Origin of the sequence: Ornithinibacter aureus (assembly GCF_009858245.1) — a bacterium.
Taxonomy (GTDB): Bacteria; Actinomycetota; Actinomycetes; order Actinomycetales; family Dermatophilaceae; genus Fodinibacter; species Fodinibacter aureus.
Window position 1 is genome coordinate 1,599,488 of record NZ_VMSB01000001.1, and the last position, 26,423, is coordinate 1,625,910.

Here is a 26,423-nt window from a genome sequence, read left to right on the forward strand (position 1 = left end):
AGCGTCAGGTGACGCTCACGGCATCCGGACGCAGGTGGTCACCAGCGGTAGTGCGCGAAGGCCTTGTTGGACTCGGCCATCTTGTGCGTGTCCTCGCGGCGCTTGACTGCGGCACCGAGACCGTTGGAGGCGTCGAGGATCTCGTTCATGAGGCGCTCGGTCATCGTCTTCTCACGACGCTGACGCGAGTAGCCGACGAGCCAGCGCAGCGACAGGGTCGTGGCCCGGTTGGGCTTGACCTCGATCGGCACCTGGTAGGTCGCACCACCGACGCGGCGGGACTTGACCTCGAGCGTCGGCTTGATGTTGTCGAGCGCGCGCTTGAGGGTCTGGACGGGGTCGGTGCCGGTCTTCTCGCGGCAGCCCTCGAGGGCGCCGTAGACGATGGTCTCGGCGATCGACTTCTTGCCGTCGAGGAGGATCTTGTTGACGAGCGACGTCACGAGCGGGCTCTGGTAGACCGGGTCGACGACGAGCGGCCGCTTCGGAGCGGGTCCCTTGCGAGGCATCAGGCCTTACCCTTCTTCGCGCCGTAGCGGCTGCGGGCCTGCTGACGGTTCTTCACGCCCTGGGTGTCGAGGGCGCCACGGATGATCTTGTAGCGAACGCCGGGGAGGTCCCTCACACGGCCGCCACGCACGAGCACCATCGAGTGCTCCTGCAGGTTGTGGCCGACGCCGGGGATGTAGGCGGTGACCTCGATGCCACTGGTCAGGCGCACACGGGCGACCTTGCGCAGGGCCGAGTTCGGCTTCTTCGGGGTGGTGGTGTACACGCGCGTGCACACACCGCGGCGCTGCGGAGAGCCCTTGAGGGCAGGAGTCTTGACCTTGGTGGTCTTGTCCTGCCGGCCCTTGCGCACCAGCTGGTTGATGGTAGGCAACCTGGATCCTTTGCTTGTCTTCGTCGATGCCCGACAGTGCTGCCGAGGCTCCTTGGGGTGTCCGGTGCTCGACCCCCGCAGTCGGGCGTGTCACACCGGGTGCTCTTCCCTGCACTCCCCATGGCTCACCCGTGAGGGTCAGGACGTGGGGTGCCCGGCAAGAGGTGGGCGAGGCGCCTGCCCGACACCTCTCGGTGGCCGGCTGCGCTCCAGGGTCTGGACCTAGCCAGACACGATGACCAAGATTACCGGTATGCCGGGGTGGGTCCAAATCGCTGTGGTGGGCCCAGGGCTCAGCCCTCGCTGACGCCGAAGGCGGGCGGGTACGAGAACGGCCCCGCGAGGTCGGCCCGCCAGGCGTTGAGCCGCTTGACCAGGACCTGGTCGTCCGGCCACGGACCCGGTGTCGCGATGCCGTGGGGCGCGGCCGCCTCGAACCCGAAGTGCGCGTACCAGCCGGGGTCGCCCAGCAGGACGATGGAGGGTTCGTGGCGCTGGTCGGCGGTCACGATCACGGCGGCGACCAGCGCCGAGCCGATGCCCTCACCCTGCCGGTCGGGAAGGACGCCGATCGGGCCGAGGGCCACGGCGGGGCCCTCCCCCATCCGGGCCCGGCTGCACACGACGTGCCCGACGACCTCGCCGTGCACCTCGGCGACGAACGTCAAGGTGTCCAGCACGTCACCATCGGCACGCAGGCGGTCGAGGATCGCCACCTCGGCACAGCGATCCGCCCCCTCGGGCACCCCGAAGGCCGCCTCGTGCAGGGCGCGGGTGGGCTGTTCGTCTCCGGGCAGCTCGCGCCGGATGACCAGGGCTGGATCCATACCGGCATCCTCTCAGGGATCGCTCGTGACAGATCAGCCACCGTCGGCACACCTCACCCGGCAAACCCGTACTTCCCTGGACAACGCTTGTCGGGTGAAGTCGAGTTTTATCGGGTCACCCGATAAAGCCGAGCGCCGGGGGGCCGGGAAAGCCGAGCGCCGGGGGCCGGGGAAGCCGAACGGGCGGGGACGCACGGTGGTGACCCACCGGCATCCCCGCCCGTCTCGGTGCGGAGTGGCTGACCTCAGATGCGGTCGAGCCCGAGCTCGCTGTCGTCCAGGCGGACGGCCTCGCCGCTGCCCGCACCGAACGCGGTGTACGAGTAGTCGTCGTAGCTCGGCATCGAGTACATCGCGGCCTTGGCCTCCTCGGTCGGCTCCACCGCGATGTCGCGGTAGCGGGGCAGACCCGTACCGGCCGGGATGAGCTTGCCGAGGATGACGTTCTCCTTGAGGCCGAGCAGGGAGTCGGACTTGCCCTCCATGGCGGCCTCGGTGAGCACGCGGGTGGTCTCCTGGAAGGAGGCCGCCGACAGCCACGACTCGGTCGCGAGCGACGCCTTCGTGATACCCATCAGCTCGGGACGACCGGATGCCGGCTTGCCGCCCTCGGCGAGGACGCGGCGGTTCTCGTCCTCGAAGCGACCACGCTCGGCGAGCATGCCCGGAAGCAGGTCCGCGTCACCCGACTCGATGATCGTGATCCGGCGCAGCATCTGCCGCACGATGACCTCGATGTGCTTGTCGTGGATCGACACACCCTGCTGGCGGTACACGCTCTGCACCTCGTCGACGAGGTGCATCTGCGTCTGGCGCGGCCCGAGGATGCGCAGCACGTTCTTCGGGTCGATGTTTCCGGCCGTCAGACGGGTGCCGACCTCGACGTGCTGACCGTCCTGAACGAGCAGGCGGGCACGCTTGGTCACCGGGTACGCGTGCTCCTCGGAGCCGTCGTCCGGCGTGAGCAGCAGGCGACGCGTCTTGTCGGTCTCCTCGATGGTGATCCGGCCCGACGCCTCCGCGATCGGGGCGACACCCTTGGGGGTGCGCGCCTCGAAGAGCTCGACGACACGCGGCAGACCCTGCGTGATGTCGTCACCGGCCACACCACCGGTGTGGAAGGTACGCATCGTCAGCTGGGTGCCGGGCTCACCGATCGACTGGGCCGCGATGATGCCGACAGCCTCGCCGATGTCGACGAGCTTGCCGGTCGCGAGCGAGCGGCCGTAGCACAGCGCGCAGGTCCCGACCTTGGAGTCACACGTGAGCACCGAACGGATCTTCACCGAGTCGACGCCGGCGGCGAACAGGGCGCCGATGACGACGTCCCCGAGGTCGATGCCCGCGGTGGCCAGGGTCTCGCCGTCCTTGACGACGTCCTCGGCCAGGGTGCGGGCGTAGACCGAGGTCTCGACGTCGTCGTGGACCGTGCGGGCGCCGGTGCGCTCGTCGACGGCCGCGATCGGCATCGGCAGACCCCGCTCGGTGCCGCAGTCGTCCTCACGGATGATGACGTCCTGCGACACGTCGACGAGGCGACGGGTCAGGTACCCCGAGTCGGCGGTGCGCAGCGCGGTGTCCGCGAGGCCCTTGCGCGAACCGTGCGTGGAGATGAAGAACTCGAGCACCGACAGGCCCTCGCGGAAGTTCGCGCGGATCGGTCGCGGGATGATGTCACCCTTCGGGTTGGACACCAGGCCACGCATACCGGCGATCTGGCGCAGCTGCATCCAGTTACCACGGGCACCCGAGGACACCATGCGGTAGATGGTGTTGGTCCGCGGGATGTTGGCTTCCATCTCGTCAGCGACCTCCTTGGTCGCCTGCGTCCAGATCTCGATGAGCTCCTGACGGCGCTCGTCGTCGGTGATCAGACCGCGCTCGTACTGCGTCTGGACCTTGGTGGCCTTCTCCTCGTAGCCCTCGAGGATCTCGAGCTTGCGCGGGGGCGTGACGACGTCGGAGATGGCGACGGTGGTGCCCGAGCGGGTCGCCCAGTGGAAGCCGTACTCCTTGAGCGCATCCAGGCTGGCCGCGACCTGCACCTTGCTGTAGCGCTCGGCGAGGTCGTTGACGATCGTGGACAGGCGCTTCTTGTCGACCTGGTCGTTGACGAACGGGTAGTCCAGCGGCAGCGTCTCGTTGAACAGCGCCCGACCCAGCGTGGTCTCGACGAGCAGCTCGGCGGCGTAGCCCTCGGCGTCGAGCTCGACACCCTCCGGCAGGGCCGACAGCGGCGTCGGGACGACGTGCTTGAGGCGGATCTTCACGAGCGAGCCGAGCTCGATCTCGCCGGCGTCGAAGGCCATGCGGGCCTCGGACACGGTCGAGAACACGCGACCGGCGCCCTTGCCGTCCTCCACCTCGGTGGTGAGGTGGTACAGCCCGATGATCATGTCCTGGGTGGGCATGGTCACGGGGCGGCCGTCGGCCGGCTTGAGGATGTTGTTCGAGGACAGCATGAGGATGCGGGCCTCGGCCTGCGCCTCCGCCGACAGCGGCACGTGAACGGCCATCTGGTCACCGTCGAAGTCCGCGTTGAACGCGGTGCACACGAGCGGGTGGATCTGGATGGCCTTGCCCTCGACCAGCTGGGGCTCGAAGGCCTGGATGCCGAGACGGTGCAGCGTGGGTGCGCGGTTCAGCAGCACCGGGTGCTCGGTGATGACCTCTTCGAGGACGTCCCACACGACCGAGCGCTGACGCTCGACCATGCGCTTGGCCGACTTGATGTTCTGGGCGTGGTCGAGGTCGACGAGGCGCTTCATGACGAAGGGCTTGAAGAGCTCGAGCGCCATCTGCTTGGGCAGACCGCACTGGTGCAGCTTCAGCTGCGGGCCGACGACGATGACCGAACGGCCGGAGTAGTCGACGCGCTTGCCGAGCAGGTTCTGGCGGAAGCGGCCCTGCTTGCCCTTGAGCATGTCGGACAGCGACTTCAGCGGGCGGTTGCCCGGACCGGTGACCGGGCGGCCACGACGGCCGTTGTCGAACAGGCTGTCGACGGCCTCCTGCAGCATCCGCTTCTCGTTGTTGACGATGATCTCGGGCGCGCCGAGGTCGAGCAGTCGCTTGAGGCGGTTGTTGCGGTTGATGACCCGGCGGTACAGGTCGTTGAGGTCGGAGGTCGCGAAGCGGCCACCGTCGAGCTGCACCATGGGGCGCAGGTCCGGCGGGATGACCGGGACGGCATCCAGGACCATGCCCGAGGGCTGGTTCGTCGTGGTCTGGAAGGCGCTGACGACCTTGAGGCGCTTGAGCGCGCGGGTCTTGCGCTGGCCCTTGCCGGTGGCGATGATCTCGCGCAGCAGCTCGGCCTCGGCGTCGAGGTCGAAGGTCTGCAGGCGCTTCTGGATCGCCGCGGCGCCCATGCCGCCCTCGAAGTAGAGACCGAAGCGGTCACGCATCTCGCGGTAGAGCACCTCGTCGCCCTCGAGGTCCTGGACCTTGAGGTTCTTGAAGCGGTCCCAGACCTGGCCCAGGCGCTCGAGGCCCTGGTCGGCCCGGCGACGGATGGCGTTCATCTCGCGCTCGGCGGAGTCGCGCACCTTGCGGCGGGCGTCGGCCTTGGCACCCTCGGCCTCCAGGGCCGCGATGTCGGTCTCGAGCTTCTTGGCGCGGGCCTCGATGTCGGCGTCGCGGCGGTTCTCGAGTTCCTTCTTCTCGACCTCGATCTGCGCCTCGAGCGAGGGCAGGTCGGCGTGACGCTGGTCGACGTCGACGCTGGTGATCATGTAGGCGGCGAAGTAGATGACCTTCTCGAGGTCCTTCGGGGCCAGGTCGAGCAGGTAGCCCAGACGGCTGGGGACACCCTTGAAGTACCAGATGTGGGTGACGGGGGCGGCGAGCTCGATGTGGCCCATCCGCTCGCGACGCACCGCGGCACGGGTCACCTCGACGCCACAGCGCTCACAGATGATGCCCTTGAAGCGCACGCGCTTGTACTTGCCGCAAGCGCACTCCCAGTCGCGGGTGGGGCCGAAGATCTTCTCGCAGAAGAGACCGTCCTTCTCCGGCTTGAGGGTGCGGTAGTTGATGGTCTCGGGCTTCTTGACCTCACCGTGGCTCCAGGCGCGGATGTCCTCGGCCGAGGCGAGGCCGATGCGCAGGAGGTCGAAGTCGTTCACGTCAAGCACGTTGTGCTTCCCTACTCTCGTTCGTTCGAACGTTCAGTTCTGGTGTCACCCGGTCACGGGCTGGGTCGGGGCCTCTCGGCCTCGTCTGTCCCCTGGTGGCCGGCGCCGTGCACCGGCCACCTCGGGGTTGCCGAGGGGCGGGGCCCCCGTGGGTCAGACCTCTTCGACGCTGCTCGGCTCGCGCCGGGACAGGTCGATTCCGAGTTCCTCCGCTGCGCGGAAGACGTCCTCTTCGGCCTCGTGCATCTCGATGGTCGTGCCGTCGCTGGACAGCACCTCCACGTTGAGGCAGAGGCTCTGCATCTCCTTGATGAGCACCTTGAAGGACTCGGGGATGCCGGGCTCCGGGATGTTGTCGCCCTTGACGATGGCCTCGTAGACCTTCACGCGACCGTTGACGTCGTCGGACTTGATGGTGAGCAGTTCCTGCAGGGCGTAGGCGGCGCCGTACGCCTCGAGGGCCCAGACCTCCATCTCACCGAAGCGCTGGCCACCGAACTGGGCCTTACCGCCGAGCGGCTGCTGGGTGATCATCGAGTAGGGGCCGGTGCTGCGCGCGTGGATCTTGTCGTCCACGAGGTGGTGCAGCTTGAGGATGTACATGTAGCCGACCGAGACGGGCTCGGGGAAGGGCTCGCCGGAGCGACCGTCGAACAGCCGCGCCTTGCCGCTGCCGTCGATGAGGCGCCCGTCGTCACGGGTCTTGGTCGTCGAGTCCAGCAGACCGATGATCTCGTCCTCGCGGACACCGTCGAACACAGGCGAGGCGACGCGGGTGCCGGCCGGGGCCGAGCGGGCGTCGTCCGGAATGAGGCGGGCCCACTCCGGGTCACCCTCGATCGTCCACCCGCGGCTGGCTGCCCAGCCCAGGTGCAGCTCGAGGATCTGGCCCACGTTCATGCGACCGGGGACACCGAGCGGGTTCAGCACGACGTCGACCGGCGTGCCGTCCTCGAGGAAGGGCATGTCCTCGACCGGGAGGATCTTGGAGATGACGCCCTTGTTGCCGTGGCGGCCGGCCAGCTTGTCACCGTCGGTGATCTTGCGCTTGTTGGCCACGTAGACGCGTACCAGCTGGTTCACGCCCGGGGGCAGCTCGTCGCCTTCGTCCTTGTCGAAGACCTTGACACCGATGACGGTGCCGGTCTCGCCGTGGGGCACCTTCAGGGAGGTGTCGCGCACCTCGCGCGCCTTCTCACCGAAGATCGCACGGAGCAGGCGCTCCTCCGGGGTCAGCTCGGTCTCACCCTTGGGCGTGACCTTGCCGACGAGCAGGTCGCCGTCGCGGACCTCGGCGCCGATGCGGATGATGCCGCGCTCGTCGAGGTCTGCCAGGACCTCCTCAGAGACGTTCGGGATGTCCCGGGTGATCTCCTCGGGGCCGAGCTTGGTGTCGCGCGCGTCGACCTCGTGCTCCTCGATGTGGATCGAGGACAGGACGTCGTCCTGCACGAGGCGCTGGCTGAGGATGATGGCGTCCTCGTAGTTGTGACCCTCCCACGGCATGAACGCCACGAGCAGGTTGCGCCCGAGAGCCATCTCGCCACCGTCGGTCGCGGGACCGTCGGCGATGAGGCCACCGGCCTCGACGCGGTCACCCTCGGAGACGATGACGCGCTGGTTGTAGGAGTTGCCCTGGTTGGACCGGTTGAACTTGTTGATCCGGTAGGTGCGGGTCGTGCCGTCGTCACCGGCGACGGTGACCAGGTCGGCGGACACCTCGGTGATGACACCGGCCTTCTCGGCCACGACGACGTCACCGGAGTCCACCGCTGCGCGGTACTCCATGCCGGTGCCGACGAGCGGGGCCTCGGCCCGCACGAGCGGGACGGCCTGGCGCTGCATGTTCGAGCCCATGAGCGCACGGTTGGCGTCGTCGTGCTCGAGGAACGGGATGAGCGCGGTCGCCGCGGACACCATCTGGCGGGCGGAGACGTCGATGTAGTCGACGTCGACGGCCGGGACGTACTCGACCTCGCCACCCTTGACCCGCACGAGAACGCGCTCGTGGGCGAAGGCGGTGCCGTCCTCGTTGAGGGTGGCGTTGGCCTGGGCGATGACGTGCTCGTCCTCCTCGTCGGCGGACAGGTAGTGCACCTCGTCGGTCAGGCGGCCCTTGGTGACCTTGCGGTACGGGGTCTCGATGAAGCCGAAGGCGTTGATGCGACCGTAGGACGCGAGCGAGCCGATGAGGCCGATGTTCGGGCCTTCCGGGGTCTCGATCGGGCACATGCGGCCGTAGTGCGAGGAGTGGACGTCACGGACCTCCATGCCGGCGCGGTCACGCGAGAGACCACCCGGGCCGAGCGCCGACAGGCGACGCTTGTGCGTCAGGCCGGCGAGCGGGTTGTTCTGGTCCATGAACTGGGAGAGCTGGCTGGTGCCGAAGAACTCCTTGATCGACGCCACGACCGGGCGGATGTTGATCAGGGTCTGGGGCGTGATCGCCTCGACGTCCTGGGTCGTCATCCGCTCGCGCACGACGCGCTCCATCCGGGACAGGCCGGTGCGGACCTGGTTCTGGATGAGCTCGCCGACGTTGCGCAGGCGGCGGTTGCCGAAGTGGTCGATGTCGTCGGTCTCGACGCGGATGTCGACGGCCTCGCCGCGGCGGTGGCCGGGCATGGTCTCCTCGCCGGCGTGCAGCGCGACGATGTACTTGATCGTGGAGACGATGTCCTCGATGGTGAGCGTCGACTGCGACAGCTCGCTCTCCAGGCCCAGCTTCTTGTTGATCTTGTACCGGCCGACCTTGGCCAGGTCGTAGCGCTTGCCGTTGAAGTACAGGTTGTCGAGCAGGGTCTGCGCGGCCTCCTTGGTCGGCGGCTCGCCCGGACGCAGCTTGCGGTAGATGTCCAGGAGCGCGTCGTCCTGACCCGTGGTGTGGTCCTTCTCGAGGGTGAGTCGCATCGACTCGTAGTCGCCGAACTCCTCGAGGATGCGCTCGTTGGTCCAGCCCAGGGCCTTCAGCAGGACGGTGACCGACTGCTTGCGCTTGCGGTCGACTCGAACGCCCACCATGTCGCGCTTGTCGATCTCGAACTCGAGCCAGGCGCCACGGCTCGGGATGACCTTGGTCGTGTAGATGTCCTTGTCGGACGTCTTGTCGGGCGTGCGCTCGAAGTAGACGCCCGGGCTGCGGACGAGCTGCGAGACGACGACGCGCTCGGTGCCGTTGATGATGAAGGTGCCGCGCTCGGTCATGAGCGGGAAGTCGCCCATGAAGACCGTCTGGCTCTTGATCTCACCGGTGGTGTTGTTCATGAACTCCGCGGTGACGAACAGGGGCGCGGAGTAGGTCTGGTCGCGCTCCTTGCAGTCCTCGATCGAGTACTTGACCTCCTCGAAGCGGTGGTCGCGGAAGCTCAGCGACATGGAGCCGCTGAAGTCCTCGATGGGGGAGATCTCCTCGAAGATCTCCTCGAGGCCGGAGCGGTCGGGGACGTCGGTGCGCCCCTGCGCCTTGGCCGCGGCGACCCGGGCCTGCCAGCGCTCGTTGCCGAGGAGCCAGTCGAAGCTCTCGGTCTGGAGGGCAAGGAGGTCGGGGACCTCCATCGGCTCACGGATCTTCCCGAAGGAGAGCCGGCCGGTCACCGTCATTGCGGTGTTCATGTGCTTGGACGTGGTGCGCGAGGCAGCCAAGGAGGGTTCCTTCCACAGGCCTGTTCAGAACATCTGGGCTGGCTGCACCCACCGAGACCGCACCATCGTGGACACCGGCCGCATTTCCTCCCGGGTAACCGGGGGCATGGCGGCGCGACGACTCAGCGACGAGTGGGGGCAGGTAGGGGGCAGCGCAAAGTGACAACATACCCGAAGAAGGCACAACTGTCCAACCGAGTCAAGCCCCCTGGCTCCGGTTGCGGCCCCCCAACGAAGCGGAGGACCGCATCAGGATGACGGTCGGACACCCGCTCGTCAAGGCAAACCCGCGACGCGTGCACAACTGGTCCCGGACAACGCACGACGGGCGGGCCCGGACCATGTGGTCCGAACCCGCCCGTTGGCGGTGCTTCAGTCCCCCGAGGGGGACCTGGTCACTTGAGGGTGACGGTGGCGCCGGCGCCCTCGAGCTGCTCCTTGGCCTTGTCGGCCGCGGCCTTGTCGACCTTCTCGAGGACGGCCTTGGGGGCGCCGTCGACGAGGTCCTTGGCCTCCTTGAGACCGAGGGAGGTCAGCGCGCGGACCTCCTTGATGACGGCGATCTTCTTGTCGCCGGCGGACTCGAGGACGACGTCGAACTCGTCCTGCTCCTCGGCGGCGGCGGCGTCGCCGCCACCGGCGGGGGCGCCCGCGGCGGCCGCGGCGACCGGGGCGGCGGCGGTGACCCCGAAGGTCTCCTCGAACTGCTTCACGAACTCGGAGAGCTCGATGAGGGTCATCTCCTTGAAGGCGTCAAGGAGCTCGTCGGTGCTGAGCTTGGCCATGATGGCGTCCTTTCTGAACTGCGGTATGCCGTGAGTGGCGTTTTGGTGGTGGAGTCACCGAACCCGGTTGCCCGGGTGTCGGATCACTCCGCGTCGCCACCCTCGGCGACGTCGGTGGCCTCGGCCGCGGGTGCGGCGTCAGCGGGGGACTCGTCGGCCGCGGCCGGGGCGGCGGCACCGGAGTCCGGGCCCTCCGTCTCGACCTTCGCCCGCAGCGCGTCGACCGTGCGAGCGGCCTGCGAGAGCGGAGCGGCGAAGAGGTAGACCGCCTTGCTGAGCGAGGCGTTCATGGCGCCTGCCAGCTTGGCGAGGAGAACCTCGCGGGACTCGAGGTCCGCGAGCTTGGTGATCTCGGCGGCGCTGAGGGCCTTGCCGTCCAGCACACCGCCCTTGATCACCAGGAGCGGGTTTGCCTTGGCGAAGTCACGCAGACCCTTGGCAGCCTCGACCGGGTCGCCCTCAACGAAGGCGATGGCGGTCGGTCCGACGAGCTGACCGTCGAACGCGGTCACCCCGGCGTCCTTGGCGGCGAGCTCGGTCAGCGTGTTCTTGACCACGGCGTAGGTCGCGTTGCCCCGCAGGGAGTTGCGCAGGTCGGTGATCTGCTTCACCGTGAGCCCGCGGTACTCCGTGAGGACGGCGGCGTTCGAGTTCTTGAACTTGTCAGAGAGCTCGGCGATGGCCGCTGCCTTGTCGGCACGAGACATGGGCGCCTCCTTCCGTCGTGTGGACCTCCGGTCGAGGGGCCCGACACGAGAATGAGCCCCGGCGCAGGGCACGGGGCTCAGGAGGGTGGACGTGAAGCCAGCTTCACGGCATCCGACATCTGATGTCGCGGCCTGCGCTGGTTGCCCGCTCTCACGCGGAACCTTCGGTCACGTGCGGGTGCACGCGACAACCGGCGGTCTTTGGTCAAGCCCAAGGGTACGGGTCGAGGCGGTGAGACCCAAATCGCGTCGATCAGCCGGCCCTTGGTGTGGGCCGGCTGATCGAGGGTGAACCGAGAACCTGGCGGTCAGGCGGACACGGCATCCGGCAGTTCTGCGGCCTTGCGGCGCACGATCAGCCCGAGCACGAGGAAGACGACACCCCAGGCGACGGCGATGACTCCGAGCAGCCAGACGATGCCGACGACGGCCCGCCCCGGGTTGGCGATGAAGATCCAGCCGAGCGCGATGTCGAGCAGCGCACCGAGCACCAGCAGCCAGCGCGGCGCGACCTGCACCGTCCCGAGGGCACCCACCAGCTCGAAGACGCCGCGCACGAGCAGCCAGATGCCGAGCACCCAGGTCAGGGCGGCGGCCGCCATGCCCGGTCGGGTGAAGGCCAGGAAGGCGACGACGAGAGCGACGGCCGCCATGCCGAGCAGCAGCATCCGCTGCCCGCGGCCCAGGCCCTCGGTGAAGGCGTTGGCGGCCAGGCCGATGCCGTCGACGAGGGCCCACACTCCCCAGAGCACGACCACGACGACGATGGTCTGCTGCGGCCAGGCCATCGCCACGATGCCGAAGACGACGCCGATCAGACCGCGCAGGACCAGCAGCTTCCAGGATGCGGTGAGGGACTCCTTGGTCATGGTGATGTCTCCGGTTCTTCCGTGGCGTCGGGGATGGTGGCAGTTGCGGGTTCGGGGGCGGAGGCGTGGTCTCCATGGACGGTTCCTGTCCGCTCGGTCGGCGCCGGTGCCGTCTGGCCGCCTGTGTGGATCCGAGCGTACTGACGCCCAACCCGGGTTGGCTCGCCCTCAGCGGGTGGGGCCCGGCGTGTCGCGACGTGGCGCCGGGTCGGGGTCGTCGCCCGATCGTCCTCACGGATGACGCGAGAGCCCGCCTCCCCCATCGGGGAGGCGGGCTCTCGTGGTGTCGCGCTGGGACGATCAGGCGTCCGCGGTCTCCTCGAGGAGGTTGCGGGTGCGGGTCGCGTCGAGCGGGATGCCGGGGCCCATCGTCGTGGCCAGCGTGGCCTTGGCGATGTAGCGGCCCTTGGAGGCCGAGGGCTTCAGACGCAGGATCTCCTCGAGGGCGGTCGCGTAGTTCTCGACGAGCGCCTTCTCGTCGAAGGAGACCTTGCCGATGATGAAGTGGAGGTTCGCGTGCTTGTCGACGCGGAACTCGATCTTGCCGCCCTTGATGTCGGTGACGGCCTTGGCCGTGTCCATCGTGACCGTGCCGGTCTTCGGGTTGGGCATGAGGCCGCGGGGGCCCAGGACCTTGCCGAGACGACCGACCTTGCCCATGAGGTCAGGGGTGGCGACGACGGCGTCGAAGTCGAGCCAGCCGCCGGCGACCTTCTCGAGCAGGTCGTCGGAACCGACGAAGTCGGCGCCGGCAGCCTTGGCGGCCTCGGCCTTGTCGCCGTTGGCGAAGACGAGGACGCGGGCGGTCTTGCCCGTGCCGTGCGGGAGGTTGACCGTGCCGCGGACCATCTGGTCGGCCTTGCGGGGGTCGACACCGAGGCGCATGGCGACCTCGACGGTCTCGTCGTACTTGGCCGACGCGGTCTTCTTCGCGAGGCGAACGGCGTCGAGCGGGGCGTAGGTGACGTCGGCGTCGATCTTCTCGGCGGCGGCGCGGTAGGACTTGCTGCGCTTCATGTGCTGCTCCTGGTGTGCTGCGGTGGAGGTGTGGTCAACGGGCCAGCGCTGGCCCTGCCACCGGTGGGGCGCCGAGGTGGCGCCCCACCGGCATCCGGGTTCGGATGCCGTGGCACCCGCACGGGCGGGCGCCGGTCCGGGCTCAGAGCTCGGTGGTGATGCCCATCTGGCGGGCGGTGCCGGCGATGATCTTCATCGCGGCGTCGATGTCGTTGGCGTTGAGGTCGGGCATCTTGACCTCGGCGATCTCGCGGACCTGGTCCTTGGTGAGCTTGCCGACCTTGACCTTGTGCGGCTCGCCGGCGCCCTTCTGGACACCCGCGGCCTTCTTGATCAGCTCCGACGCCGGGGGCGTCTTGGTGATGAAGTCGAAGGTGCGGTCTTCGTAGACCGTGATGACGACGGGGATAATGCTGCCGCGCTGGTGCTCGGTCGCCGCGTTGTACGCCTTGACGAACTCCATGATGTTGACGCCGTGCTGACCGAGCGCGGGGCCGACCGGCGGTGCCGGGGTGGCCGCGCCGGCCTGGATCTGCAGGTTGATGTACCCGGAGATCTTCTTCTTCTTGGGGGGCATGTTCTGTCCTTGTGGTGGTGGTGACGGGCCGACGCCGTGGGCGATGACCCCTTTGCAGCCCCGAACCCCGGGGCAGGGTGCTGCGGTAAGGCAGTTTTTGGGGGGATTCCGGGGGGCGGAGCCCCCCGGAGGCTTACAGCTTGGTGACCTGGCTGAACGACAGCTCGACCGGGGTCTCGCGACCGAAGATCGACACGAGCACCTTGAGCTTCTGGGTGTCGGCGTTGATCTCGGAGATCGTGGCGGGCAGCGTCTCGAAGGGGCCGTCCATGACGGTGACGGACTCGCCGACCTCGAAGTCGACGACCGTGGTCTCACGGCTCGCGCTCGACGCGGATGCCGTGCCGCCCGCCGCCGCGGCGGCCGCTGCGGCCTCGAGGTCGGCCGGCTTGATCATCGAGTAGACCTCGTCGAAGGTCAGCGGCACCGGCTGGTGCGCGTTGCCGACGAACCCGGTGACCCCGGGGGTGTGGCGCACGGCGCCCCACGACTCGTCGGTGAGGTCCATGCGGACGACGACGTAACCCGGCATCCGGACCCGGCGGACGAGCTTGCGCTGGCCACCCTTGATCTCGGTGACCTCTTCCATCGGGACCTGGATCTCGAAGATGTAGTCCTCCATGTTCAAGGAGGTGATGCGCGTCTCGAGGTTGGCCTTCACGCGGTTCTCGTAGCCGGCGTAGGAGTGCACGACGTACCAGTCGCCCACCTTGCTGCGCAGGTCGTCCTTGAACGCCTGGACCGGGTCGACGACGTCGAGGCGGTCGCCGTCCTCGTCGGTCGCCGAGGCCGAGGCCTCGGCGTCATCCTCGTCGACGTCGGACGCGTCCGCGTCGTCGGCGGAGGCGTCCGGGTCGTCGGCGCTGTCGACACCCACGGCGGCGTCCAGCCCCTCGGCCACCGAGTCCGCCTCACGCGACCCCTCGGTCACGGTGTCGGGCAGCACCTCGGGCGCGTCGTCGGACGCTGCGTCGGGGTTGTCGGTCCACTGGTCGGACACGGGAAACCTCTTCCTTGTTCGGTGAATGCCGGGTGGTGCGGCGGTGATGGCGCCTCGCGGCGCGGCGTCAGGAGCCGAACACCAGCCCGACGAGCTTGCTGAAGCCCAGGTCGAGCCCGGCCACGAAGGCCATCATCACGGTGACGAACACGATGACGACGAGCGTGTAGTTCCACAGCTCGGAACGCGTCGGGCGAACGACCTTGCGCAGCTCGTCGAGGATCTGGCTGACGAACAGGGTCAGCGCCTTGAACCACCGGGAAATGGGGTTGCCGCCCGACTCCTTGCCCTTGGCGGGCTTGGAGGGAGTCCTGGTCTGACCCACGTCAGTCACGGTGCCTCTTCACGTTCGTTGGCATGTCGGTGCCTTGCGCGCGGCACGACCGCGAAGGCACCCATCGTTCGGATGCAGTCGTGGACGAACCACACGTGCGACGCAGGGCAGGAGGGACTCGAACCCCCAACCGCCGGTTTTGGAGACCGGTGCTCTACCAATTGAGCCACTGCCCTACGAGTGTCCCGGTCGGGTGGGGCACTCGCCCGGTGCGACCGTGACCCTCGGGCACGCCGAAGGATGGTGGTCACACCGGAGGGCAAGCATACGTGAAGCTCCCACCCGGGCGCGAACTCGCCGGCGACTGCGGTGCACATGGGCGGGTCCGGTCGCTGCTCTGCCACGATATGGGGGTGAGCACCGACACCGCAGCCACCACCCCCCTCGCCGAGCGTTCTCCTGAGGAACTGCAGGCCTACCTCGAGGAGCAGCGCGAGGCCTACGCTGCACTGTGCGAGCGCGGTCTGACGCTCGACCTCACCCGTGGCAAGCCGAGCAGCGCCCAGCTCGACCTGTCCGACAGGCTGCTGTCGCTGCCCGACGGCATCACGGACGCCGACGGTGTCGACGTGCGCAACTACGGGGGCCTGACCGGCCTGCGGGAACTGCGCGAGATGTTCGCCGAGCTGCTGTGGGTCGACCCCGACCAGCTCGTCGCCGGTGGCAGCTCCAGCCTGACGATGATGCACGACGTGCTCGTCCAGCACCTGCTGCACGGCGGCCTCGACTCGCCGCGGCCGTGGAAGGACGAGGAGAAGGTCACCTTCGTGTGTCCGGTGCCCGGGTACGACCGGCACTTCACCATGCTCGCCTCCTACGGCATCGAGATGGTGAGCGTGCCGATGCTGGCCGACGGCCCGGACGTCGCCGCCGTCGAGGCCATCGTGCGCGACGACCCGTCGGTCAAGGGCATGTGGGTCGTGCCGACGTACGCGAACCCGGCAGGGTCCGTGGTCACGCAGGAGGTTGCGAGCCGCTTGGCGTCGATGCCCGCTGCGGCCTCCGACTTCCGGATCTTCTGGGACAACGCCTACGCGCTGCACCACCTCACCGCCGACGAGGCGAAGTCGGCCGACATCCTGTCGCTGGCCTCGGCCGCCGGGCACCCGCACCGACCGATCATGTTCGCGTCGACGAGCAAGATCACCTACGCCGGCGCCGGAGTCGCGTTCCTCGCCGCGTCCCGCGAGAACATCGCCGCCTACCTGGGGCACCAGCAGTTCGCCTCGATCGGCCCCGACAAGGTCAACCACCTGCGCCACATCCAGTTCTTCGGGTCGGCGCAGGGCGTGCGTGACCACATGGCCCGCCACCGCGAGATCCTCGCCCCGAAGTTCGCCGCGGTGGATGCCGCGTTGACCGCCGAGCTGGACGGCCTCGGCATCGCGGAGTGGACCCGTCCGGCCGGCGGGTACTTCGTCTCGCTCGACGTCCCGGACGGCTGCGCGGCCCGCGTCGTCGCCCTGGCCAAGGCCGCCGGCATCGCCCTGACGCCCGCGGGGGCCTCGTTCCCGCACGGTCAGGACCCCCGCGACCGCAACATCCGCCTGGCACCGTCCTTCCCCCAGCTGGCCGAGGTCGAGACGGCCATGGCGGGGGTTGCGACGTGCGTCGCCCTCGCCGCCGCAGAGCAGCTCACCGCCGTAGGCTGAGGGCATGTCCGAACCCCAGGAGAGCCTGACCACCGACCTCGGCGCCTACAGCCTCGATGACGAGGACCAGCTGCAGCCCGGGGACACCTTGGACGATGACGACGTCGACGTCCTCGACCGCGGGTACTCCCCGCCGGACACCGACCGCGGATCACGCGCCCACGGCGTCACGGCGTTCGAACAGTCCCACGACGAGACCATCGAGCAGCGGATCGCCCAGGAGGTGCCTGACCCCGCGTCGGCCTACGGCGCCCCCGACAACGAGTCGGGCCTGGACGAGCGGGACCGCGTCGGCGGTGACGACCCCGACAGCATCGACGCCGAGGACGACTGGATCGGTGACGGCGAGGTCGGCGACCTGCGCGCCGGTCGCCTCGTGGCGCCCGACCGTGGAGTGGGCGAGGACGGCGAGAGCCACCTGATCGGCGAGGACGTCGGCATCGACGGAGCGGCCGCCTCGGCCGAGGAGGCCGCGATGCACGTGATCGATCGACTGCCCGAGGACAACGGCACCGAGTGAGCGAGGCGACCGCTGCGCCCCAGCGGTCCGTGACGGACCTGCCCAAGGCCCATCTGCACCTGCACTTCACCGGCTCGATGCGGGTGGAGACCGTCCGCGACCTCGCCGAGCAGCACGGCATCCGACTGCCTGCGGCCCTGACCCACGACTGGCCGCCGCACCTCGAGGCTGCGGACGACCGCGGCTGGTTCCGCTTCCAGCGGCTGTACGACTCGGCCCGCGCGTGCGTGCGAGGGGAGGCCGACATGCGCCGGATCGTGCGCGAGGCGGCGCTCGACGACGGCGCTGAGGGGTCGCGCTGGCTCGAGCTGCAGATCGACCCGACGTCGTACGCGCCGTTCGTCGGCGGCATCACCCCGGCAATCGAGATCGTGCTCGACGAGGCCCGGGTGGTGTCCGCGCAGCCGGGGGCCGCGCAGGTCGGTGTGATCGTGGCGGCGAGCCGGATGCGGCACCCCTTGGAGGCGCGCACGCTGGCCCGCGTGGCGGCGCGGTACGCGGGGTCGGGGCCGGGAGCCGTGGTCGGGTTCGGCCTCTCCAACGACGAGCGCCGCGGGGTGACGGCCGAGTTCGGGCCGGCCTTCGCGATCGCGGACCGGGCGGGGCTGGCCCTGCTCCCCCACGCCGGTGAGCTGCTGGGGGCGCAGGCCGTCGCGGAGACCTTGGACTCGCTGCGCCCGGACCGGCTCGGCCACGGGGTCCGCAGCGTGGAGGACCCCGCGGTGCTCGATCGGGTCGTCGCCGCCGGGGTGGCGCTCGAGGTGTGCCCCGGGTCGAACGTCGCCCTCGGGGTGTACGAGGACGCGCAGGAGGTTCCGTTGCGACAGCTGTTGGCTGCCGGGGCGACCGTTGCGCTCGGAGCCGACGACCCGGTGATCTTCGGGTCGCGCCTTGCCCAGCAGTACGCGACCGCACGAGAGGTGCACGGCATGGATGACGCCGGCCTGGCCGAGTTGGCGCTGGGGTCGCTGCGGGCCAGCCGGGCACCGTCGGACGTGGTCGCCGCGGCCGTGTCGGACGTCGAGGCCTGGCTGCGCGGCTGAGGCGGCGGCGCCGCGGGCGCCGCGGGCGGCGGGCCGCGCGGGCGGCACGGACGGCGTTCCTGTGAGCCGGTAGGGGGGTGTCAGGGGACGTCCGGATGCTTCACGTCGTGAGCCACCCCGAGCCCGGGCAGCGGCAACCCTCGCGGCGCAGACAACCCCGGCCTGACGGCCCTGGTTGTCCACAGGGCCGCCCGGCGCGGGCACTTGTCCCCAGACGTCGACGTCGATCTCCAGTACGCGAGCCTGCTTGGGCACGCTGGCGCCATGGATGATGCACGAGGTCTACCGAACGAGTGGGTGCCCAACCTGCGCCGCGCCCGAACCTTCCTCACCGTCGCGGAGGAGGTGGGGTTGGCGCTGCGCGAGCATCGCCGGAAGCTCGGCATGAGTCAGCGTGCGTACGCCAGGCGTCGAGGGCTGAGCCGTGCCATGCTCGCCAGACTCGAGGCGGGCGCTGGGCAGATGCGCCTCGACACGATCTCCGATGCCCTCGTCGGAACGGGCTTCAGGCTGTGCGTCACCTTCTCGATGGGTGAGCCCGATCCGTCCCCCGACGACGCGGCATCCGGATGCGCAGCCGCCGCGGATGACGAGCCCGAGATTCACGTAGCACCCCGGCGGGTCCCACCCGAGGCCTGGGCGCCGACCGACCTGGTGGCTGCGGTTCGCGGTGGCAGCCGCCGGTTCCCAGCCCATCGGAAGGTCTACCCGGTGACCAACCCTCCGCTGTGGTGGTGGATGCACGAGTTCTTCAACGGTCCGACCGAGGAGCCGAAGTGGTACGCGCCCGTGCCACGTCCCGACCTCACGCTGTTCCTCGGCGACCTTGGTGACGACGACGTGGGGGACGACGACGGGGACGACACCCCCGAGGACGATGCTCTCGCTGCACCCAGCGACGAACACGACGCAGCGTGATCCACAGCTCGCGCAACCCCGCGGCCAGCCACTCATCCCACCCGCCCAGTCCCCTTGCCCCACCCTCCGGACCATCCAGAGGATGGTTCGTAGGGTGGGGCACCGTTGGGTGGCGCACCCTTCGATCCTTTCCCCCGTGGTTCGAGGACTTGAGCCCTTGGACGGTTTGAGCGCGGGTCATTCGAGGCCCTTGTGGCTCGCCACGCGATGCATCCCGGGGTTGCTTCGCGTGATGGGCCGATGGCGAAGGTGGCTCACCACGTGAAGCATCCGGACGTCCCCCACCGCTACCCACTCCCAGCGACGAACGAGGGGCGCAACGACGAGGCCGCCTCGCTGCTGCCCCCCACTCTCAGCGGTCGACGCACCGTGGGCGCCGCGGCGAAGGCGACAGACCTCCGGATGCGCTCGCGCACCTCAGCGCCCACGATCGGCCCCGCTGCGCATCAGTCGGCCACCGCCGCGCCGGGGTCAGCGGCCCACCGTCACAGGCTGTGGCCGACGAACACCGGCTCGTTGACGAGGGTGACCCCGAAGACGTCGTGGACGCCGTCGCGCACCGTTCGTCCCAGATCAGCGATCTCCGATGCCGTCGCCCCGCCTCGGTTCGTCACCGCGAGCGTGTGCTTGGTCGACAGCGCCGCGGGCCCGGGCATCCCGAAACCCTTGGTGAACCCCGCCCGCTCGATGAGCCAGGCGGCGCTGGTCTTCACCTGTCCGCCGGCATCCGGGTAGCGCGGCGGCGAGACGTCGGCACCGAGGTGCTCGTGCACGCGCTCCTCCAGCGCCTCGAACTGCTGCGGGCTGAGCAGCGGGTTGGTGAAGAACGAGCCGCAGCTCCACGTGTCGTGGTCACCGGCATCCAGCACCATGCCGCGACGCCGCCGCTGCGCCAGCACCGCCTCGCGCGCCTCGGCGAGCGGCACCCTCTCCCCCACGGCCACGCCGAGCTGGGTCGCGAGATCGGCGTAGCGAACGGGCTGTGACAGCGTCCCCGGGATGAGCTGGAACATCACGTCGATGACGACGTACCTGTCGGTGCCCTTGAACAGCGAGTGCCGGTAGCTGAACCGGCAGTCCAGCGACGTCATCGTCCGCACCCGTCCCTCGAGCCGGTCCCACACGCGGACCCGGGCGATGGTCTGGGCGACCTCCTGCCCGTAGGCCCCGACGTTCTGCACCGGCGTGGCACCGGACGACCCGGGGATGCCGGACAGCGCCTCGATCCCGGACCACCCTTCGTCGACGGCCCGGGCCACGACGTCGTCCCACGGCTCCCCCGCCGCGACGGTGACGTTGGCTCCGCCGCACTGGTCGAGCGAGTCGACGACCAGGCCCCTGGTCTCGACCTTGATCACGGTGCCTGCGAACCCGGCATCCGCGACGACGAGGTTGGAGCCGCCACCGAGCACGATCAGCGGTTCGTCAGCGTCGTCCACCTCACGCACGGCGTCGACGAGCTCGTCAGGTGTCTCGACGACGACCATGCGGGCAGCGGGCCCGCCGACCCGCATCGTCGTGTGGGCGGCGATCGGTTCGTCGTGCAGCAGCCGCATCAGTCGAGCCGGACGACCGCGATGCAGCGGCCCAGCACCTTGTCACCACCACAGGTCGTCGTGACGTCGACGGTGACCCGCCCGGTGTCGGGGTCGACGGCCTTGACCAGGCCCTGCACCACGATCTCGTTGCCCTCGACGGGCACCTCGACGGGGCGGGTGAACCGGGTGCCGAACTCGACGACCCGGCCGGCGTCCCCGGCCCAGTCGGCGACGACCGTGCCGGAGGCCCCCATCGTCCACATGCCGTGGGCGATGACGTCGGGCAGCCCGACCGAGCGGGCGAACTCCTCGTCCTGGTGGATGGGGTTCTGGTCCAGGGACGCGTTGGCGTAGGCGACGAGGGTCTCGCGGGCCACGGGCACGGTCACCGGGCCGATGACGTCGCCGACGGCGACCTCCGACAGCGGGCGAACAGGCATGCTCACTCCTCCCCGCCGCGAACGACGATCGTGGACGTGGAGGTCGCGACGGCATCCCCGGAGGTGGTCGCGAGCTCGGTGCGGGTGGTGACCATCGAGTGGCCGCCGGCAGAGCGCACGGAGTCCACGGTGGTCACGCCGACGAGCTCGTCGCCGGCCGTGATGGGTCGGTGGTGGACGAAGCGCTGCTCGCCGTGCACGACACGGCTGAAGTCGATCGCCGCCTCGGGGTCGGTGACGTAGGCGCGCTCACTCTGCTGGGAGAAGCGCACGGCCATCGTCGGTGGCGCGATGACGTCGGCGTACCCGGCGGCCTGCGCCGCGGCGGCATCGGTGTGCACCGGGTCGGTGGACCCGACGGCTGCAGCGAATGCCGCGATGAGTGCCGCGTCGACGGCATACGGACCACTGTGCGGGTAGGTGCGCCCGGCGAAATCTGGGTTCACGGCCATGGCGACCACTCTAGGCCCGGCGCCGCAGCGGGGCGCGAGCCGACGCAACCGCGCGCACTCTCGCTGCCGGAAATCTCGGGGAGAACGCCGAGAGGCCGCCCGCACCAGGTGGTGCAGGCGGCCTCTCGTGGCGGAACCGCTGGTGTCAGCGGGTCTCGCGGTGGGGCGTGTGGTGCTTGCAGCGCGGGCAGAACTTCGCCAGGTCGAGACGCTCGGGGTCGTTCCGGCGGTTCTTCTTGGTGATGTAGTTGCGCTCCTTGCACTCCGTGCACGCCAGGGTGATCTTGGGGCGGACGTCGGTGGCCTTGGCCATGGGGGCAACCTGCTCTCGGGAAAAGTGATTCGATCGTCGGGCGTCGCGCGGAGGCACGATTGCACGCGCGACACCAGCACAACAGGATACGCGGCTACGGGCATTCCCCGAAATCGCGGCCTTGGTAGCGGGAGCGGGGCTCGATCCCGCGACCTCACGATTATGAGTCGTGCGCTCTAACCAGCTGAGCTACCCCGCCAGGGGTTCGATCCGTAGCCAACCACGAGGGCAGGCCCCGGCCGGACCGGAGCCCCCTGTCGGAATCGAACCGACGACCTTTTCCTTACCATGGAAACGCTCTGCCGACTGAGCTAAGGGGGCGTGCGCTACCAGCGGAGACCGCCGGGCGCCACGGAGACAGTACACGCTCAGGATCGGTCCAGTGAAATCCTCGCCTCGACGAGGGACGGGCCGTACCAGGTGATGCGCCTGCCCGACACCAAACGCGTCGGCAGTCGCTCGAGAACCTCGGGCCCGTCAGCGGTCGTGAACACGTACGGCTCGTCCGGCAACAGCACGAGGTCCGCCACCGAAGGATAGTCGAAGGCCACCGGTTCGAGCCCCGGATAGCGGCCGGTCGCCCCGGCCGTCACGACCTCGAGCCCGGTGCGCGCCAACAGGTCTGCCGTGAACGTCGGACGCCCGATGACCATCCACGGATCACGCCAGATCGGCACGACGACGCGGGCCGTCGGCGCGGGCACCGGCCCGCTCCAGGCCCGGTCCGCCTCCGCCAGCCAGGCGGGGTCCCTCCCCAGCCCGATGACATCACGCAGCAGGCGCCGGATCGAGGCGATCGAGGCGGGAACGGTCTCGATGTCGGTGACCCAGACGGGCATGCCGCGCTCACGCAACCGGCGCACGTCCAGTTCGCGGTTCTCCTCCTTGTTGGCGACGACGAGGTCGGGCTGCAGGGCGGCGATGGCGGCGAGATCCGGGTTCTTCGTGCCGCGCACCCGCCCGACCCCGCGGGCGTCGAGGTCAGCGGGGTGGGTGCACCAGTCGGTGGCACCGACGAGCCGGTCGGGCACGGTGACGGCGAGCGCCTCCGTCAGCGACGGGACGAGGGAGACGATGCGCTCGATGCGATCGGGCAGGGCGATGTCCTGCCGCAGGTCGTCACGCAGGGTTCGCGTCAAGCGCAGGCGACGACCCGGCATCCGACCCTCGTGACCCGGCATCCGGCCGTCGCCGGGGGGCACCGTGTCGGGGCGGGTCAGCGCGGCGCCATCCGCAGCGCGCCGTCCATGCGGATCGTCTCGCCGTTGAGGTAGTCGTGGTCGACGATCGCGAGGGCGAGCTTCGCGTACTCCTCCGGGCGGGCGAGTCGCTGCGGAAACGGCACCCCGGCGGCCAACCCGGCGCGGAACTCGTCGGAAACCGTGGCGAGCATCGGGGTCTCGACGATGCCGGGGGCGATGGTGACGACCCGGATGCCGTACTGGGCGAGGTCGCGAGCGGCCGGCAGCGTGAGCCCGACGATGCCGCCCTTGGACGAGCTGTAGGCGGCCTGGCCGACCTGACCGTCAAACGCGGCGATGCTCGCGGTGTTGATGACGACACCGCGCTGCCCGTCGGCGTCGGGCTCGGTCTGGGCGATCGCCTCGGCGGCGAGCGCCATGACGGTGAACGACCCGACGAGGTTGATCTCGACGACCTTGCGGAACAGGGCGAGGTCGTGCACACCCTTGCGGCCGAGGATGCGAGTGGAGGGACCGATGCCGGCGCAGTTGACGACGATGCGCAGGGGCCGCGACGGGTCGTCGGATGCGACGGCGACGGCGGCGCGGACCTCCTCCTCGGACGTGACGTCGGTCGGCTGGTAGTGCACCCCCTCGACGGATGGCCCCGCCTCGCACGCGGCGGCGAGGTCGAGGGCGACGACGCGGGAGCCGGCGGCGGCGAGCGCGGCCGCGGTGGCGGCCCCGAGCCCCGAGGCGCCCCCGGTGACGATGGCGGTGGTGTTCGCGGTCTGCATGGTCGCCATCCTGCCAGTCGGTGCCGCCACCTACGGTGGAGCCATGGCACTACGCATCGGTGGACACGTCGACCAGCTCGACCCCGTGGCGGAGGCCCTGGCCCGGGGCGCGACCCTGTCCCAGATGTTCCTGGGCGACCCGCAGAGCTACAAGGGCCCGGTCGTGGAGTACGCCGGCGGCGCCGCCGCACTGCGGGCCGCGGCCGAGGCCGCGGGTGTCGACCTCTACGTGCACGCGCCGTACCCGATCAACGTCGCGTCGACGAACAACCGGATCCGCATCCCGGGGCGCAAGCTGCTGCAGCAGCACCTGCACGCCGCTGCCGAGATCGGCGCCAAGGGTGTCGTCGTGCACGGCGGGCACCTCGGCAAGGACGAGGACGCCGCGGTCGGTTTCGACAACTGGCGCAAGTGCATCGACGGGCTCGACCTGCCGGTGCCGCTGCTCATCGAGAACACCGCGGGCGGTGACAACGCCATGGCCCGCCGGCTCGAGGCGATCGCGCGCCTCTGGGACGCGATCGGCGCGGCGTCCGGGGGCGATCGGGTGGGCTTCTGCCTCGACACCTGCCACGCCCACGCCGGCGGCAACGACCTCGGCGAGGTCGTCGAGCGGGTGCTGGCGATCACCGGCCGGATCGACCTCGTCCACGCCAACGACTCACGCGACACCTTCGACTCGGGCGCCGACCGGCACACAAACTTCGGGTCAGGGCTCATCGACGGCGCCGAGCTCGCCGACGTCGTGCGGGCCGCGGCCGCGCCGGTGGTCTGCGAGACGCCCGGTGGCGTCGAGGGTCAGGCTGTCGACATCGCCTGGCTTCGCGCGCGCCTCGGCTGAGTCAGGCCGCCCGGCCGAGCACCGCGAGGATCCTGGCCGTCCGGTCGGCGTCCGGCCCGACGTCCAGGGGGCCCTTGCAGATTCCCTCCGCGTACAGGTGCTCGCCGAACGTCGGCACGACCGCTTCGAGGATGTCGATCTCCTCGTCACCGAGAGGGGCCACCAGCCCGGCACCGGTCGCGATGTCCCACCGGTGGACTATGAGGTCGAAGCCGTAGAACGTGGTCATCGTCTGCCCGACGGTGCTCGGCCCGAAGGGGGTCTCGTAGGCGACGTCGGCGAGGCCGGGCAGCACCTGCGCCACGAGGGCCCGGTGTGCCGCCCACCGCTGTGCCGGGTCCGCAGTCGTCGGCTCGGGAGCAAGGTCGGTGTGCGCCCGCAGGAAGTCACGCTGCGTGCTCACGACGTGGTCCACGACGTCGCCGACGCTCCAGCCCTCGCACGGTGAGGCGGCCAACCAGTTCGGCACGGCATCCACGACGTCGGTGAAGCGGTCGGTCAAGGTGGCATACGTTGGGTTCATGCTGCGACGGTACGAGCGCGGGCGGGCCGGCACTTGACCAAACCCGACACACCGCTCGACGACGTCGAACGCGCGCACCTCGTCGACCCGACCGACACCACCTACGCGATCGACCGGTTCGCGCCCTCCCCCGACGTCGTCGATCTCGTGCGTCGGCACTGGGTGCCGGTGTGGCACCTCCCCGAGGGCGAGTCCTCGGAGCAGGCGGTCCTGCAGTACCCCGTGTGCCTGGTGGTCGTCGCCCACGACTACGCACGCTTCTACGGCGTCCAGTCAGGGCTCTCGCGAACCACGCTGGTCGGCACGGGCTGGGCCGCTGGGGTCATGCTGCAGCCCGGCGCGGGACGGCTGCTCCTGGGCCGGGACGTGTCGACCGTGACCGACAGGCATCTCGAGCTCTCGGACGTCCTCGGCAGTCAGGTCGTCTCGGACGTCCGCGCCGCCATGACCGACCCGCAGGACCCCGGATGCCGTCGCGAGGCGGCCGACAGCCTCGAGGCCGTGATCCGCGCCCACCTCCCGCTCGACGACGAAGGACGGCTCGTCAACGACCTCGTCGACCACATCGAGCACGACCCCTCGGTCCGGCAGGTCTCGCAGGTGTGCGACCGGTTCGGGCTCAGCGAGCGCGCACTCCAGCGGCTCACCCGACGACGGCTGGGCCTGACGCCGAAGTGGCTCATCCAGCGTCGTCGGCTCCACGAGGCCAGCGAGCGGCTGCGCGCCGGCCCAGGAGACCTCGCCGCCATCGCCCACGACCTCGGGTACGCCGACCAGGCGCACTTCACCCGTGACTTCCGGCGCGTGACAGGGATGACGCCGGGCGGTTTCGCGCGCCGGTTCGCTGCCGGCGCAGATGCCTGACACGTCGGTGACAGGGCGACGTCAGGGGCCCACCGCACGGTGGGGCCATGACGGCGAACACTGCCGGGCTGCCCGGCATCCACCTGCACATCCGAACCCTGGCCGCCGGGGACCACGACACCCGCACCACGATCATGTCCGGCATGTCGCTGCACTCGCGCGTCGCCCGCTACCACACCGGGCTCCCCCACCTGACTCCGCGGATGCTGCGCCACCTCACCGACGTCGCACCGGGGCGACACGTTGCCCTCGTCGCGGAGCAGGACGGCCCCCCCGGTCGGCATCGTGCGCTGGGTGCGCGAGGACGAGACGACGGCCGAGATCGCCCTCGAGGTCGTGGACGCGGCCCACGGACGCGGCGTCGGTCGGGCGCTGCTCGCCGCCGCGCGGGCGAGCGCCGTCGAGGCAGGGATCGAGCGGTTGGTCGCCTACGTCACCGCGGACAACCGCCCCGTGCACCGGTGGCTCAGCCGTCACGCGGCGCACCGCGAGGACGACCGGTTCGACATCGCGCTGCCGGAAAAACTCGCTGAGCCGAACCGTGCTCTTCGTGGTTCGATGGAC

Annotated in this window: 25 protein-coding genes, 3 tRNA genes and 1 pseudogene; 7 read left to right on the forward strand and 22 right to left on the reverse strand. The window is 69.8% G+C overall.

Going from position 1 to position 26,423, the window contains the following annotated elements:
- Positions 1 to 38 precede the first annotated feature (38 nt).
- From rpsG to C8E84_RS07650, 13 genes are all read right to left on the reverse strand, one after another.
- Complete coding sequence (rpsG, locus tag C8E84_RS07590) at positions 39 to 509, reverse strand: 30S ribosomal protein S7 (protein WP_159900936.1); 471 nt, start codon at positions 507 to 509, stop codon at positions 39 to 41.
- Entirely contained in the window at positions 509 to 883 is a 375-nt protein-coding gene (rpsL, locus tag C8E84_RS07595) for a 30S ribosomal protein S12 (protein WP_159900938.1), read from the reverse strand. Before rpsL ends, rpsG begins: the two co-directional genes overlap by 1 nt.
- A 293-nt stretch (positions 884 to 1,176) precedes the next feature.
- Positions 1,177 to 1,710, reverse strand: a complete 534-nt coding sequence (locus C8E84_RS07600; protein ID WP_211675440.1) for a GNAT family N-acetyltransferase — start codon at positions 1,708 to 1,710, stop codon at positions 1,177 to 1,179.
- A 245-nt stretch (positions 1,711 to 1,955) separates the two neighbouring features.
- Positions 1,956 to 5,846, reverse strand: coding sequence for a DNA-directed RNA polymerase subunit beta' (locus tag C8E84_RS07605; RefSeq protein WP_159900940.1), 3,891 nt, complete (start codon positions 5,844 to 5,846; stop codon positions 1,956 to 1,958).
- Positions 5,847 to 5,999: 153 nt separating this feature from the next.
- Positions 6,000 to 9,488 (reverse strand): DNA-directed RNA polymerase subunit beta, encoded by a 3,489-nt coding sequence (gene rpoB / locus C8E84_RS07610; protein WP_159900942.1) that lies wholly within the window; start codon positions 9,486 to 9,488, stop codon positions 6,000 to 6,002.
- 395 nt (positions 9,489 to 9,883) lie between these two features.
- A complete protein-coding gene (gene rplL / locus C8E84_RS07615; RefSeq protein WP_159900944.1) occupies positions 9,884 to 10,273 on the reverse strand; it encodes a 50S ribosomal protein L7/L12 in 390 nt (129 codons plus the stop codon).
- An 83-nt stretch (positions 10,274 to 10,356) separates the two neighbouring features.
- Positions 10,357 to 10,980: a 50S ribosomal protein L10 gene (gene rplJ / locus C8E84_RS07620; RefSeq protein WP_159900946.1), complete on the reverse strand. Its 624-nt coding sequence runs from the start codon at positions 10,978 to 10,980 to the stop codon at positions 10,357 to 10,359.
- Between the two features lie 308 nt (positions 10,981 to 11,288).
- Complete coding sequence (locus C8E84_RS07625; protein ID WP_159900948.1) at positions 11,289 to 11,849, reverse strand: HdeD family acid-resistance protein; 561 nt, start codon at positions 11,847 to 11,849, stop codon at positions 11,289 to 11,291.
- A gap of 300 nt (positions 11,850 to 12,149) precedes the next feature.
- Positions 12,150 to 12,866, reverse strand: coding sequence for a 50S ribosomal protein L1 (gene rplA / locus C8E84_RS07630; RefSeq protein ID WP_159900950.1), 717 nt, complete (start codon positions 12,864 to 12,866; stop codon positions 12,150 to 12,152).
- Between the two features lie 142 nt (positions 12,867 to 13,008).
- Complete coding sequence (gene rplK, locus C8E84_RS07635) at positions 13,009 to 13,443, reverse strand: 50S ribosomal protein L11 (protein ID WP_159900952.1); 435 nt, start codon at positions 13,441 to 13,443, stop codon at positions 13,009 to 13,011.
- Between the two features lie 133 nt (positions 13,444 to 13,576).
- Positions 13,577 to 14,443 (reverse strand): transcription termination/antitermination protein NusG, encoded by an 867-nt coding sequence (gene nusG / locus C8E84_RS07640; RefSeq protein ID WP_343041517.1) that lies wholly within the window; start codon positions 14,441 to 14,443, stop codon positions 13,577 to 13,579.
- 67 nt (positions 14,444 to 14,510) lie between these two features.
- A complete protein-coding gene (secE, locus tag C8E84_RS07645) occupies positions 14,511 to 14,768 on the reverse strand; it encodes a preprotein translocase subunit SecE (RefSeq protein WP_159900954.1) in 258 nt (85 codons plus the stop codon).
- A 112-nt stretch (positions 14,769 to 14,880) separates the two neighbouring features.
- Positions 14,881 to 14,953: transfer RNA gene (locus C8E84_RS07650), tRNA-Trp, on the reverse strand.
- A gap of 177 nt (positions 14,954 to 15,130) precedes the next feature.
- On the opposite strand from C8E84_RS07650, the gene C8E84_RS07655 reads away from it, so the two are divergent.
- The 4 genes from C8E84_RS07655 to C8E84_RS07670 all read left to right on the forward strand — a co-directional run bounded on the left by C8E84_RS07655 (position 15,131) and on the right by C8E84_RS07670 (position 18,910).
- On the forward strand, positions 15,131 to 16,429 hold the full coding sequence (locus tag C8E84_RS07655) for an aspartate aminotransferase type Ic (protein ID WP_246196842.1): 1,299 nt from the start codon (positions 15,131 to 15,133) through the stop codon (positions 16,427 to 16,429).
- A gap of 4 nt (positions 16,430 to 16,433) precedes the next feature.
- Positions 16,434 to 16,949, forward strand: coding sequence for a DUF5709 domain-containing protein (locus C8E84_RS07660; RefSeq protein ID WP_159900956.1), 516 nt, complete (start codon positions 16,434 to 16,436; stop codon positions 16,947 to 16,949).
- Entirely contained in the window at positions 16,946 to 17,992 is a 1,047-nt protein-coding gene (locus C8E84_RS07665) for an adenosine deaminase (RefSeq protein ID WP_281348923.1), read from the forward strand. The genes C8E84_RS07660 and C8E84_RS07665 overlap by 4 nt, the downstream gene beginning before the upstream one ends.
- Positions 17,993 to 18,256: 264 nt before the next feature.
- Positions 18,257 to 18,910: a helix-turn-helix domain-containing protein gene (locus tag C8E84_RS07670; RefSeq protein ID WP_159900958.1), complete on the forward strand. Its 654-nt coding sequence runs from the start codon at positions 18,257 to 18,259 to the stop codon at positions 18,908 to 18,910.
- A gap of 485 nt (positions 18,911 to 19,395) precedes the next feature.
- On the opposite strand, the gene C8E84_RS07675 is transcribed toward C8E84_RS07670, so the two are convergent.
- From C8E84_RS07675 to C8E84_RS07710, 8 genes are all read right to left on the reverse strand, one after another.
- Complete coding sequence (locus tag C8E84_RS07675) at positions 19,396 to 20,466, reverse strand: UDP-N-acetylmuramate dehydrogenase (RefSeq protein WP_159900960.1); 1,071 nt, start codon at positions 20,464 to 20,466, stop codon at positions 19,396 to 19,398.
- Positions 20,466 to 20,888, reverse strand: a complete 423-nt coding sequence (locus C8E84_RS07680) for a MaoC family dehydratase (RefSeq protein ID WP_159900962.1) — start codon at positions 20,886 to 20,888, stop codon at positions 20,466 to 20,468. The genes C8E84_RS07675 and C8E84_RS07680 overlap by 1 nt, the downstream gene beginning before the upstream one ends.
- A gap of 2 nt (positions 20,889 to 20,890) precedes the next feature.
- On the reverse strand, positions 20,891 to 21,340 hold the full coding sequence (locus C8E84_RS07685; protein WP_159900964.1) for an FAS1-like dehydratase domain-containing protein: 450 nt from the start codon (positions 21,338 to 21,340) through the stop codon (positions 20,891 to 20,893).
- Between the two features lie 145 nt (positions 21,341 to 21,485).
- Positions 21,486 to 21,653, reverse strand: a complete 168-nt coding sequence (rpmG, locus tag C8E84_RS07690) for a 50S ribosomal protein L33 (protein WP_159900966.1) — start codon at positions 21,651 to 21,653, stop codon at positions 21,486 to 21,488.
- 122 nt (positions 21,654 to 21,775) lie between these two features.
- Positions 21,776 to 21,852, reverse strand: a tRNA-Met gene (locus C8E84_RS07695).
- Positions 21,853 to 21,901: 49 nt separating this feature from the next.
- Positions 21,902 to 21,974 (reverse strand) — tRNA-Thr (locus C8E84_RS07700).
- Positions 21,975 to 22,021: 47 nt separating this feature from the next.
- Positions 22,022 to 22,813, reverse strand: a complete 792-nt coding sequence (locus tag C8E84_RS07705; RefSeq protein ID WP_246196843.1) for a helical backbone metal receptor — start codon at positions 22,811 to 22,813, stop codon at positions 22,022 to 22,024.
- A 56-nt stretch (positions 22,814 to 22,869) separates the two neighbouring features.
- Positions 22,870 to 23,631 carry an SDR family NAD(P)-dependent oxidoreductase gene (locus C8E84_RS07710; protein ID WP_159900968.1) on the reverse strand — a complete coding sequence of 254 codons (762 nt, stop codon included), beginning with the start codon at positions 23,629 to 23,631 and terminating at the stop codon, positions 22,870 to 22,872.
- Between the two features lie 43 nt (positions 23,632 to 23,674).
- Between C8E84_RS07710 and C8E84_RS07715 the strand changes: the two genes are divergently transcribed.
- Positions 23,675 to 24,472, forward strand: a complete 798-nt coding sequence (locus C8E84_RS07715) for a deoxyribonuclease IV (RefSeq protein ID WP_159900970.1) — start codon at positions 23,675 to 23,677, stop codon at positions 24,470 to 24,472.
- 1 nt (position 24,473) lies between these two features.
- Here C8E84_RS07715 and C8E84_RS07720 read toward each other — a convergent pair whose 3' ends face one another.
- Positions 24,474 to 24,995 (reverse strand): maleylpyruvate isomerase family mycothiol-dependent enzyme, encoded by a 522-nt coding sequence (locus C8E84_RS07720; RefSeq protein WP_159900972.1) that lies wholly within the window; start codon positions 24,993 to 24,995, stop codon positions 24,474 to 24,476.
- 33 nt (positions 24,996 to 25,028) lie between these two features.
- Between C8E84_RS07720 and C8E84_RS07725 the strand changes: the two genes are divergently transcribed.
- Positions 25,029 to 25,859 carry a helix-turn-helix domain-containing protein gene (locus C8E84_RS07725; RefSeq protein ID WP_159900974.1) on the forward strand — a complete coding sequence of 277 codons (831 nt, stop codon included), beginning with the start codon at positions 25,029 to 25,031 and terminating at the stop codon, positions 25,857 to 25,859.
- 285 nt (positions 25,860 to 26,144) lie between these two features.
- A pseudogene (locus tag C8E84_RS18515) lies at positions 26,145 to 26,315 on the forward strand (GNAT family N-acetyltransferase); the annotation flags it as partial.
- Between the last annotated feature and the right edge of the window lie 108 nt (positions 26,316 to 26,423).